Source organism: Zestosphaera sp. (genome assembly GCA_038843015.1).
In the GTDB taxonomy this organism is placed as follows: Archaea; Thermoproteota; Thermoprotei_A; order Sulfolobales; family NBVN01; genus Zestomicrobium.
This window is the reverse complement of sequence record JAWBSH010000002.1, coordinates 142,733-154,179: the sequence shown is the minus strand read 5'-3', so window position 1 is coordinate 154,179 and position 11,447 is coordinate 142,733. Positions and strand designations below refer to the sequence as shown.

Annotated in this window: 11 protein-coding genes; 6 read left to right on the top strand and 5 right to left on the bottom strand. The window is 42.0% G+C overall.

The genetic code is table 11. From position 1 onward, the window contains the following. Positions 1–75: 75 nt before the first annotated feature. Genes guaA through twy1 form a run of 3 tightly spaced genes read left to right on the top strand, consistent with a single transcriptional unit; the run spans position 76 to position 3,383 of the window. The gene (gene guaA, locus QXL29_02310; GenBank protein ID MEM2283425.1) at positions 76–1,623 is read left to right on the top strand and encodes a glutamine-hydrolyzing GMP synthase; all 1,548 of its coding nucleotides are present in this window, start codon (positions 76–78) and stop codon (positions 1,621–1,623) included. Next, the gene (locus QXL29_02305; GenBank protein MEM2283424.1) at positions 1,620–2,261 is read left to right on the top strand and encodes a phosphoribosyltransferase; all 642 of its coding nucleotides are present in this window, start codon (positions 1,620–1,622) and stop codon (positions 2,259–2,261) included. The genes guaA and QXL29_02305 overlap by 4 nt, the downstream gene beginning before the upstream one ends. 48 nt (positions 2,262–2,309) lie before the next feature. Then, positions 2,310–3,383: a 4-demethylwyosine synthase TYW1 gene (gene twy1, locus QXL29_02300; GenBank protein MEM2283423.1), complete on the top strand. Its 1,074-nt coding sequence runs from the start codon at positions 2,310–2,312 to the stop codon at positions 3,381–3,383. Positions 3,384–3,389: 6 nt separating this feature from the next. On the opposite strand, the gene QXL29_02295 is transcribed toward twy1, so the two are convergent. Continuing rightward, entirely contained in the window at positions 3,390–4,721 is a 1,332-nt protein-coding gene (locus tag QXL29_02295; GenBank protein MEM2283422.1) for a TldD/PmbA family protein, read from the bottom strand. Next, positions 4,718–6,133, bottom strand: a complete 1,416-nt coding sequence (locus tag QXL29_02290; GenBank protein ID MEM2283421.1) for a TldD/PmbA family protein — start codon at positions 6,131–6,133, stop codon at positions 4,718–4,720. The genes QXL29_02295 and QXL29_02290 overlap by 4 nt, the downstream gene beginning before the upstream one ends. 154 nt (positions 6,134–6,287) lie before the next feature. On the opposite strand from QXL29_02290, the gene QXL29_02285 reads away from it, so the two are divergent. Continuing rightward, on the top strand, positions 6,288–7,271 hold the full coding sequence (locus QXL29_02285) for an isoprenylcysteine carboxylmethyltransferase family protein (GenBank protein ID MEM2283420.1): 984 nt from the start codon (positions 6,288–6,290) through the stop codon (positions 7,269–7,271). Positions 7,272–7,456: 185 nt separating this feature from the next. Here QXL29_02285 and QXL29_02280 read toward each other — a convergent pair whose 3' ends face one another. The 3 genes from QXL29_02280 to QXL29_02270 all read right to left on the bottom strand — a co-directional run bounded on the left by QXL29_02280 (position 7,457) and on the right by QXL29_02270 (position 8,719). After that, positions 7,457–7,597 (bottom strand): hypothetical protein, encoded by a 141-nt coding sequence (locus QXL29_02280; protein ID MEM2283419.1) that lies wholly within the window; start codon positions 7,595–7,597, stop codon positions 7,457–7,459. 147 nt (positions 7,598–7,744) lie between these two features. Next, positions 7,745–8,185 (bottom strand): ferritin family protein, encoded by a 441-nt coding sequence (locus QXL29_02275; GenBank protein MEM2283418.1) that lies wholly within the window; start codon positions 8,183–8,185, stop codon positions 7,745–7,747. A 66-nt stretch (positions 8,186–8,251) separates the two neighbouring features. Further along, entirely contained in the window at positions 8,252–8,719 is a 468-nt protein-coding gene (locus tag QXL29_02270; protein ID MEM2283417.1) for a ferritin-like domain-containing protein, read from the bottom strand. 104 nt (positions 8,720–8,823) lie between these two features. On the opposite strand from QXL29_02270, the gene QXL29_02265 reads away from it, so the two are divergent. Together QXL29_02265 and QXL29_02260 are read left to right on the top strand one after the other, a co-directional pair. After that, positions 8,824–9,621, top strand: a complete 798-nt coding sequence (locus QXL29_02265) for an arginine deiminase family protein (protein ID MEM2283416.1) — start codon at positions 8,824–8,826, stop codon at positions 9,619–9,621. Positions 9,622–9,690: 69 nt separating this feature from the next. Further along, positions 9,691–11,445 carry a Na+/H+ antiporter NhaC family protein gene (locus QXL29_02260; GenBank protein MEM2283415.1) on the top strand — a complete coding sequence of 585 codons (1,755 nt, stop codon included), beginning with the start codon at positions 9,691–9,693 and terminating at the stop codon, positions 11,443–11,445. Positions 11,446–11,447: the final 2 nt, after the last annotated feature.

Here is an 11,447-nt window from a genome sequence, read left to right as displayed (position 1 = left end):
ATTGAAGTGAGTCACTACACGTGCTGGAGTCAAACATTTAATATTATGTGTGATTAAATTATAGGAGGGATTAGAGTGGGGGGAGAATTTACTGGCGGGATTCTTGTGATAGACTTAGGGGGCCAGTACACTCACTTAATATCTAGAAGGTTTAGAGAATTAGGAGTCTATACTAGTGTTGTTCCCTATAAGTCTGTAGATAGGACTATTATTTTAAGGTCTAAAGCCTTAGTCTTGTCAGGCAGTCCATTAAGTGTTAGTGAGCTTGAGGAAGTCGAGCTTAAAAAGTTTAGTGAATTAATCCTCGGTAGCAACAAGCCTATTCTCGGCATATGTTTTGGTCATCAATTATTGGCTAAGCTGTTTGGAGGCACTATAGAAAAGAAAAGAGAGTTTGGGCGTACCAAGATAAAAATAGTGAAGCGTGACCCCATATTTGATGGTTGGAATGAATTCGAGCATGTTTGGATGAGTCATAACGAGTGTGTTACTTCACTTTCTAGTCTAGGTGAGGTTCTCGCTTTAACAGAGAACGAGTGTGTTGCGGCTTTCAAGGTATTTCATGAAGGTAATGTGATTTATGGGGTTCAGTTCCACCCTGAGGTTAAGCATACTGTGAAGGGCTCGCAACTACTCGAGAACTTCCTCAAAATAACTGGTGCTGAGAGAAACTGGTCACTCGGTAATTACGTCGAATACGTGACTAAAGAAATGATGAAGGAGGTAGGAACCAATGATAAGGCGTTAATCGCTGTTAGTGGTGGTGTGGATTCTACCGTATCTGCCTTGATAGCTAAGAGAGTATTTAAAGATAAGTTAATTGCGGTTTTCGTTAATCACGGGCTTTTGAGAGAAGGTGAGGTAGAGGAAGTTTTAAGTAACTTAAGAAGCTTAGGTATAGAGCCGCTCTACGTAAACGCGGAAGATAGATTCTTAAAGCTCCTTGAAGGAGTTTCTGACTGCGAGGAGCGTAGGAAGCTAATAGGTGAAGAATTCGTCAGGATCTTTAAAGAATTAATCGAGAATGACCCAGAGATTAAGTACTTCATTCAGGGCACCACGTATCCGGATGTCATAGAGAGCGGTGTCGTGAGTGGCTCAAGAAAAATTAAAACGCATCATAATGTTGGGGGAATACCTTCTTGGTTTAAGATAAAGATACTTGAGCCGCTAAAGTACCTCTACAAAGATGAGGTTAGGGAGGTAGGGAAGCTCTTAGGCATTCCTGAAGCTCTACTGAAGAGACATCCTTTCCCAGGACCTGGTCTAGCTGTGAGGATTGTAGGGAAATTCACTAAAGAGAAGTTAGAGATAGTCAGGAAAGCTTCTAAGATAGTTGAGGATACGTTAAGAGAGTATAACCTTCACGACTCAGTATGGCAGGCCTTTGCAGTCGTTGGCGACGATATGTGGGTAGGAGTTAAAGGTGATGAGAGAGATCAAGGGTATATTCTGACGATAAGGATAGTGGAAAGCTCTGACGGGATGACGGCTGACTGGGCTCGAATACCTCACGAAGTTCTTGATATTATGTCTAGAAGAATAACTTCCAGCTTAAGTAAAGTCACTACTGTAACGTATGCTATAACGTCTAAGCCTCCCAGCACTATAGAGCCGTGTTGAGGGAGGTCTCAATGGAGGTTCTCTACCTGCCTTGGAGTACTGCCTTAAGCATGTGTTATAGGCTGGCTGAGATCATTCTTGACTCAGGAGAGGATTTCACCACCGTAGTAACTATATCTAGGGGTGGATTAGTTCCCGCACGCATAGTTAGTGACGTGATCGGGGTAGACGACTTTCACGTCGTGAGGTCTAGGTTTTGGGGCGTTGGCGGTAGGATACTAGAAGAGCCTGAAATTAGCTATTATGGTGGGATAGAACTCAAGAACAAGAAGGTCCTGATCGTTGATGAGGTGGTTGACACTGGAACTACGATGTCGAGAATAGTTAGGTTAGTTAATGGGTTAGGCGCTCTCAAGGTTAAGACTGCAGTACTACACTACAAAACTTCTAGTTCTTTCGTGCCTGACTACTACGTCGAACGTGTTGAGAAGTGGGTCTGGATATATTACCCGTGGTCTTTTAGCGAGACATTATTTGAGCTGGCTAGACAAGAAGACGAGAATAAAATACTTGAAAAAGCTTTCGAGATACTTAGAAAACTAAATGCTAGCGAGCTTTATTTAGATCCGCAGAGAATGAGTGAGTCTTTAAGCGCTTATTTGAAGAGATGGGAGGCGGGTAAGCGAGAGTCCGGCTAGATAAGGTTTAGTATATTAGTTGTCTAATCATCAAGTTTTTGGTGAGTAGTGATAAGGAGAACTGTAAGGCTACCTGTTGAGGCTGGGGAAACAGAGCCTCTTACTCTAGTTATGAGTAGGTTAAAAAACCAGAAATATCACTTAATAGGTTCTCACTCAGCTGTGAAGAAGTGTTTATGGGTTCATAACGCCTTAACTCAGGGCAGGTTTTGCTATAAGTGCAAGTTTTATGGAATAGAATCACATAGGTGTATACAGTTCACTCCAGCCACTCTCTGGTGCTGGAATGCATGTCTTCATTGCTGGAGGGTGAGGCCACAAGACCTGGGGTTAAGAGATGAAGACTTAATGAGGTTGCCTAGCGTAGACGACCCTGAAGTGATAGCAGACTTAGCCATAGAAGAACATCGAAGAACTGTTAGTGGCTACAGGAACGTGGCCCCTAAGATAATGTGGGAAGAAGCAATGAATCCAAAACACGTAGCTATTTCACTCACCGGCGAACCCACGTTATATCCCAGGTTGGGTGAGTTGATTGAGGTTTTCCACGGTAAGGGTCTGACCACGTTTTTAGTAACTAGAGGTATAAGACCTGAAGTGTTAGCGTCTCTTGAGGAAGAACCTACTCAGCTATACGTGTCTTTAGAGGCTTGGAGTAGAGAGATGTATAATTTCTTTAATAAGCCTCTAGTGAGTAGAGGCTGGGAGAAAACTCTAGAGACTTTAGAGCTACTGCCGTCTTTCTCATCACCTACAGTCTTAAGAATAACTTTAATCAAAGGATTTAACATGAGTGAGGAAGACGTCAGAGGGTTCGCCAAATTAATAGATAAGGCTTCACCAACCTACATAGAGCCAAAAGCTTACATGCACGTAGGCGGCTCTACTGAGAGATTAAGTAGAGATAATATGCCCTCGATGAATGAAGTCTTAGACTTCGCGGGAAGGCTGGCTAATGAGACAAGCTACAGAGTAGCGTCTTATTCTATACCTTCAAGAGTCGTGTTATTAACTAGGCTTGCAGGCCCTATAATAAGATACGGCAAGGGATGTCCTGAAGCCTGGAGAACCGAGGAAGTAGGTGACGAGTTCTCAGGCGAGTACGGAGTAACCGACTTCTAAGAAAAACTATATGTAGGGTTTAGTCAAATTAATATTTCTTGCAAGCACATACGGTGCTCTAATAGGTGTTCTGACTTCCCACCACGTGACGTCATACGTTTGCCTAGTCAATTCTTCAATACTATTAAGTAGTTCTGGAAAACTAGTTGCTATCCTTATTCTGCCGACATTACCTACTATCTCGCCATCTTTGACTAATAACGTGGCGTCACGCGCGACCGTAGAGAAAGTCCCCTCAACGTAATTCTGTAATCTAGTATACCAGTTGTTCGTTATTATTACTCCGTTTCTCAACTCGCTAACTAACTCATCTTCTCTAAGACTTCCAGGCTCCATGTACAGATTCCACGGGTTAGGCATTATCCACCCAGCATTGCCAGTCGATTTAACTCCAAGCTTAGTTGCCGTACCTGAGTTGTGGAGTAAGTTATAGAACACTCCTTTCTCTATTATGGGTTTGTTGTAAGTAGGGACTCCTTCATCGTCAAAAGACGCTACATTAGGTAGGGTGGGGTCTCTTGGCACATCTACTAGCGTGAGTTTCTCTGAAGCTATCTTATCTCCGGGTTTAAACCTCATGAACATCGAATAACCCATTAGGACTGCTAGTGCTGAAGACATGAACGCCACATAATTCATTAGGTTACCTACTACAAGCGGGGAAAGAACCACATCATACTTGCCTGGTTGCAAGTCCGCTCTACTGTTAGTTATTGAAGCATATAAGCCAGCCTTCCTCCCGACTTCCTTAATTTCCCCCTCGTTCACATGTGTTGATCCGTAAGCCCAATGACCACTGAATTCGTTCTTAAATACTCTTAAGTAAGCCTCAACTAACGTTTTCTTTTCACTTTTCTCAAATCCCTTGCTAGTAACTAAGACTCTTTCATCACTGCTTAAAGTTAGAGTACCTGCAATTCTCTCAGCACCCTCAGATAAAGCTGCATCAACCATTAACTTAGTTAGTATACCTGGGTCCTTCATCGCGTTAATTACTTTAGTATCAAAGAGTCCCTCGATAGGCTTAACTTCCTGCGGTTCTGGTAGGGGGGCATAGAGTTCTGACTCCTCAACCCTCTCAACAACACTTGATATCTTCTCAATAGCTTTAAGGACTTCCTCAGGTCTCCCAACAGAGAATTCTAGTATTAATACTTTCCTCGCTTTAGTTAGTAGCAAGGACACGTCCGTAGTTAGCCAACTCTGAGTTACTGAAGGCTCGGTATTCCAAAGCTTCACCATAACTCTATCGCGAGTTCTCATAAGGACTGCTACGTCATCATAGCTTTCTCTCAACTTACTAACTACTTCCCTTCCTAGCTCAAGAGCCTCACTCACCGTGCAGTCACCCCCAATCTAATTTTAGCGATCCTGACGTTCGGACCGCCAAACCATACAGGGACCCCCTGTGAGGGTTCTCCCTTACCACAAGTACCTGGGTAGAACTTTAATTCTTTGTCGACGGCTACCACGTTGCTGTAAAATCCTTGAGTAGTTATCTCTAATGCGGGATTTCTAACTGGCTCGGCTAACTCGCCGTTTCTTATCATGTAGGCTTCTAGACCTACATATCTTTGATTCCACCTTATGTCGTCTATGTTCCACTCCATGTAAGACTTTATGAAGACACCTGTGCTGATGTCTTCTATAAGTTCTTCGAAACTCATTTTTCCAGGTTTGAAATATGTGTTACTCATACGTATTATAGGTTCTGACGCATAGTTCATTGCTCTTGCTGCAGCATTACTTTTAATGCCGAAAATATTTGCGGTGTGTCTGTTATGTAGTGCCTCATTTATTATGCCCTCTTTATAGAGATATCTAGGTCTCGCCGGGACTCCCTCATCATCATATAAGTAAAAGCCGTTACTACCGGGTATTGTAGGGTCCTCAATTACTGTAGCCAACTCATTGCCTATCCTGAATTCACCGATCATCTCTGGCTTAACGTACGATTCTCCGGCTTGCGCGGCTTCACGTCCTAATATTCTGTCAGCTTCCATGGGGTGTCCGGCTGATTCGTGGACTAACAACCCCACTATCTCAGAGCCCACAACCACGTCGACAGGCTCTTTAGGAGGTTCAGTACCATTTACTAAGACTACTTCAAGTTTCTTGACTTCCTCTGCTAAGGCATCAACAGGCTTCCACACATCAAGTAATTCGCCTCCACCAGAACTACCAAATTCCTTCATTCTCTGTAAGGTGCCCTTCTGTGGGTGGAGGAGTACCAGATTAGTTGAGACATACATCCTAGGAACTCTAGACTTAACGTAAGCGCCGTCTGATGTAATGATTAGTTTTTCTTGAGTGTGAGTCTCAGCACTGAACACACAGACCGGAAGCTTAACCTGACTAACAGACTCGCTTAAGACTTTAAATACTTCCTTACCCAAACTCATCAAACTCTCTACACTCACGTCCTCTAATTTTATCTTTGTCACGACTTCGTAAGAAGCTCTACCAACTCTCTCCTCACTAAATCTGATAACGTTCTTTCTTAAAGAAGCTACTGACCTAGCCCTCACAATAGCTTTCTCGAGAGCTTTGCTAAGACCCTCTGCACTTAGGTTGTTAGTTGCCGCAAATCCTAAAGATCCATCAACTAAAACTCTAATCCCGACACCCTCTTCTTTAAAAGACCCTACACCTATTACTTTACCGTTTCTCATAGAAACTAAGACTCCATAATCACTCTGGTAACGCGCTTCCACGTAAGAAGCCCCTGCAGCACTTCCCTCATCGACCAACTTAATTAAGAGGTCCTCGCTAAAACTCAGTTAAGACACCTCTCATATATATTCTTGAAAAACATAGTTAAAAATAAGTTATGAGTAATTATATGATGCTTCAGGTTCATCTTATTTTTTATTATCTTTTCAGCATTTTGATTTGGGTGATTATTTGGGTAAGCGTGAGTTGCTGATATCTGTAGTTTTCTCGGCATTATTTTCGTTAACTTTAGTGTATGCGTCAATAGAAGTTATTAAGGTAGTTAATAATTGGATGCTTGGTTTTATTCCTGACTGTATACTCTTGTCAGATTTTCCTAGGTGTCAAGAGTTAGAGTCAGGTTTAAGAATCTTTGGTTACGTGGGGTTAGTGTGTGTTGTTATTATTATAGGTGCCGGGTTTCTGCTTAATAAGGTTAAGTTGTCATTGCTTGGTTCATTGACTCTCTACTTGCCAACAATAGGGCATTTCGCCTTCACGATGTTCTTCCTAGCAGGTATTGGTGTGTTGAGGCTACTGTGGCTTCCGTTTATAGATTCGGAAGTCTTTATAAGACTTGGTTTGATTACGTATGTTCCCATGTGGGCAATCAACACTTTAGTTACGTGGGTAGCTAAGTTAGTAGTGCCTGAGTTAAGCGGTGATTTTTTCGTTCCGGTGTGTTTCGCGATCATGATAGTCGGGTTGACAGTCTTCTTCTTGGGCGTGATGACGTGGGTAAATGATAGACTACAAAAAAGAACTCTTAGTGTTGGGGGAGTCTACAAGTTCTCAAGACATCCTCAGTATTTAGGATTCATAGTATGGAGTTACGGTTTTCTGTCTCTGGCTAGTGCAGTTGAGGAGGGCAGAGGATGGTCTCCGCCAGTGCCTGGCCTGCCTTGGGTAGTAGCTACCGCGATTATTCTGGGTGCGGCGCTAGTTGAGGAAGTTGAGTTGAGGAGTAAGTTAGGTGATGAGTATATTTGCTACTTAGAGCACACACCCTTCATGATCTTGATGCCTAAGGTTCTAAAGAATGTAGTTGCATACCCTGCGAGAATCCTTATAGGTAAGGAAATGCCGACAACACGGAGAGAGGTATTTACTGTGGTATTAGCTTATCTTGCGCTGATTATGTTTACTTCATTCTTAATTTCGTATCTCATTACATAAGCATTATTTAGCTAGAATCTAAGCATCTAGTGCTAGTGAGTGAATAGACTCAGAGAGAATCTCTCGAAGCAAACTAATAAAGTTTTAGGATATGCATGAACGTACTTTTAAGGAATACGTTACCTCAAGGTGAGTTATGAGAATGTGTATGTGGGAATATAATAATTCTGACTGCAAAAAGAAAACTAATACGAGAACTCTTCTATGGAGTTCATGAATATCTCGTCTATCTCATCTACCTTATCTCTCCAGCCAATCCTCTCATAGAATCTTCTTATCGCTTTCAAAGTGTTGATTACCTTATCTTTGTTTCTCGTTTTAGTCACCAAAACAATTGTCTAAAAAGGGTTTTTATATTTTGTCGAAATACAGGACAAGAAGTCTTGCTGTTTCAGTGAGTTGCTGAGACTTAGCTAAGCTTATCAGAAAAGTAAAAAACTAAATACTAAACTAAGGAATTTACTATCTAAAAATTATTCTTCGTATTTCTTTATTAAAGATATAAGTAGCTTATGATGTTCTTCTTCGTTCTTAGCTAGAGACTCTGCTAATTCCTTGAGTACTGTGTACGGCATTTCTTGCGCTAGCTTCTTATAGTTATCAATCATTTCACTCTCTATGATTAAGTGTTCTCTGAGAATTTTTGTTATGATGGCTTTCTCTTTAGCAGAAGGCTTCATCTCTTCTAATTCTTTCATAATTTCTGCTTCTTTTTTAATAGCTTCCTCGTAAGCTTTAAGCACTCCTTTCATTAATTCTCTGTGAATTAGAGTATCTATAGCTACTTTCTTAACAACTTTCTCAAGATCCTGTAGTTCCGTGCCTTGAAGCCTGAGTATTCTGAGAGCGTGGAAGTAGGAGCTAACAGCATTCTCTTCTATCTCTTGAGCTTTCTTAATTAATTCGTACGACATTATTTAAAGTCACCAATGTATTTACTACGATAAAGTTAATAAGTCTAGCATTTTCTGTTTAGATCTCTAGCCACCTGGAGTTCCATGAAACATCGCTTCCCGCCAGACTAACTCCCACAGATTTGATTCAGTAAGAGCTTCTTTACGCACTATCATTTCAAGAACTTGCTTAAGTAGTGCGTGATGATATAACTCGTCTCTGAGGAGAGTCTCTAAGAAGAACTTCATAGCTTTATTCTCAACTCCTTTCTCCAAGACTTCTCTCAGGTATTTAATCATTTCTTCTTCAGTTCTTATATGGTGCTCAATCTCACCAGCTATTTCATCTAACTCGGTTTCGCTAATCATGGGTCTTTCTTCCTTAAGCAACTCTGCTATTGCTTCGTATATCATAGAATGCTTAAGAGAGTCTTGAGCTACGGCAGTCATGACAGTCTTAACTACTAGGTTTTTGACGTTTTTAGCCGAGTCAACTAATCTTTTAGAGTATTCCTTCTCAAGCTTGCTCATATCCTCAAATGAAGGACTCTTCACATAACTTCACCACTAAAATATCCTTAATAGAAGTTATTAAGTTGCTTTCCAAAGATTTACAACCAACAAATAAATACTGGAATGATTAGATTTGGGGGAGTGTGTTGAGTCGGCGTAGTAAACTGTATGGTTCAGTTATAGTAAGACCTCCAGTCAAAGAACTTACTAAGTGTGTGTCGACTCACCCGTTAAGAACTACCGTAGATTACAGGTTAGCACTTAAGCAACACGATAATTATGTGAAGATCCTCCAAGAAGAAGGTATTGAAGTTTATAAATTACCGCAACTTGAAGGCTTCCCGGACTCGGTATTTGTTCAGGATACTGCTGTCGTGAGAGCTTCTCTTAAACATGCCTTAATCTCTAGGTTTGGAGAACCTAGTAGGAGAGGAGAGGAATCGAGTGTCCGAGAGTTTTTGAGTAAGAGGGGGTTCACTATCACAGACGTCGTAGAACCAGCTACGCTAGAAGGCGGTGATGTCTTAATCACCAGTGAAGGAGTAGTGTTTGTTGGGATTACTAGCAGAACAAACCTGGGTGGAGCTGAGATTTTGAGGAGCTTCTTCAGAGAGTTCAAAGTTATTGCAGTGCCTACTAGTAAGGTGTTTCATTTACTCTCAGCCGTCAACTACGTTGGTAATAAAACCCTAGTCATAGTGCCTGAGTATGTTAACCCATCATATTTTGATGGTTTCAGACTCGTTCGCGTGGATTTAGAGGAAGCTTACGCTGCTAATATGTTGTACTTAGGCGATAATAGGGTGCTCGTTCCTGAGGGGTATCCTAGAACTGCTGAGAGAATGAGGAGAGAAGGCTATAGAGTCATTGAAGTAGATGTTTCTGAGTTTAGGAAATGCGATGGCGGCGTAACGTGTTTAAGTCTCCCACTCTACGAACTCTAGCACACTCAAAAACTTTTTAAGTTAGTGCTACGTAATTAATTATTGATAATACCAAATAAGGTGTTACGCGTGAATAGAAAAATCCTTAAGCTAGTCATAGTTTTGCTAGTAATAATAATTGCTTTAATCGCTTATACACCACCTCAAGCAGAGTTTATGCCTGAAGATAAGAGGTTCCCCTACGTGACGTTCCCACTACTGCCACCGTTACTAGCAATAGCTTTAGCCATGGCTACTGGGGAAATCATTCCTGCTTTGTTTGCTGGTGTGTGGGTAGGTGCTTTAATGATTGCCGGGTATAACCCGGTAGGCGGCACGATACAGCTGATTGACTGGTACATACAAAACGCGACAGACCCTTGGAATGCTGCGATACTCTTATACGACTTCATCTTAGGAGCGTTTATGGGACTTCTATACACGTCAGGCGCTGTACACTCAGCTGCTAAGTCAATATCTAAAAGGATTAAGAGTTCTAAAGGAGCTACTTTCGGAGCTTCACTCTTAGGTGTTGCAGTATTCTTTGACGACTACGGCAATACAGTCATAGTAGGTAATTCTATGAGGCCTGTAACTGATAGACTCAGAGTTAGTAGGGAATTATTAAGCTATATAGTGGACTCTACAGCAGCGCCAATAGCCGGCATAGCGTTAGTCTCGTCTTGGATAGGATATGAAGTGGGATTAATAAAAGACTCCATAGATACTTTAAGAGAGCAAGCTGCGGCAGGAGTAATAAGTGCCGCGCCTGAGTATGAGGCTTATATGATGTGGCTAAATGCAGTTCCTTACCACTTCTACTCTATACTAGCGATAATACTAGTGTTCTTAGTAGTGCTCACTAGAAGACATTACGGACCCATGCTCCAGGCTGAGTGGAGAGCAGTAAAGGAAGGAAAAGTAATCAGAGACGGCGCAACCCCTCTTTTACCTACAGAAGAAGTCTTAGGTGCGGAACCAAAGTATAGGAAGCAGGCCTCAGGATGGTTATTCGCGATAGCTATGATAGTTTTAGTACTCGTTACCTTACTAGGAATGTGGGCTACGGGCGCCGAAGAACTTAGTAGGTTCTGGGAGACACCTTTCACAGAAGCATTAATGAATGCAGACACTGCTAAAGCACTCTTTTGGGCTGGCATGGCGACATACCTAGTCACGTTTGCTTGGGTGCTGTTAGGACGGATAATGAGTTTCAGAGAAGTAATGAAGCAGACTATTAGGGGAATGTACTTAATGGTTTTACCTAACACTATCTTGCTTCACGCGTGGTGTATTAAATCAGCAACTGACGCAGTAGGCACTGCCGAGTACGTAATTCACGGGGCGGTAACAGTAGGGCTTTCAGCGTTTCTAGTCCCGCTAATAATATACATGGTCTCGATGTTCATATCATTTACTACAGGCACTAGCTGGGGAACTTTCGGCGTCATGATGCCTATAGCTGTGCCCATGGCTTGGCAATTAGCGCTACTTCAATATCCAGACAACGTAGGTGTTGCGTACTTAGTCACTTTTGCTTCTATAGGAGCCGTGTTTGGAGGCGGCATCTTCGGAGATCACTGCTCGCCGATAAGTGACACGACTATAATGTCGTCTATGTTCTCTGCCTCAGACCACATAGACCACGTCTCAACGCAATTACCTTATGCAGTAACAGCAGGATTCGTAGGAATAGTGCTCTACGCGTTGCTAGCTTTAGGGATAACGAGCTCGCTAATACTGCTACCAATCGGAATAATACTGTTGATTATACTTCATAGAATATTAAATACTATCTACTCAAGAAGAGCTAAGCTACCTCCAGCAGTACCTAATTATCCTTAAAG

Coding starts and splice junctions, on each gene's coding strand:
- QXL29_02275 (MEM2283418.1), bottom strand. CDS start 8,185: ATGTCGTACGAATTAATTAAGAAAGCTCAAGAGATAGAAGAGAATGCT.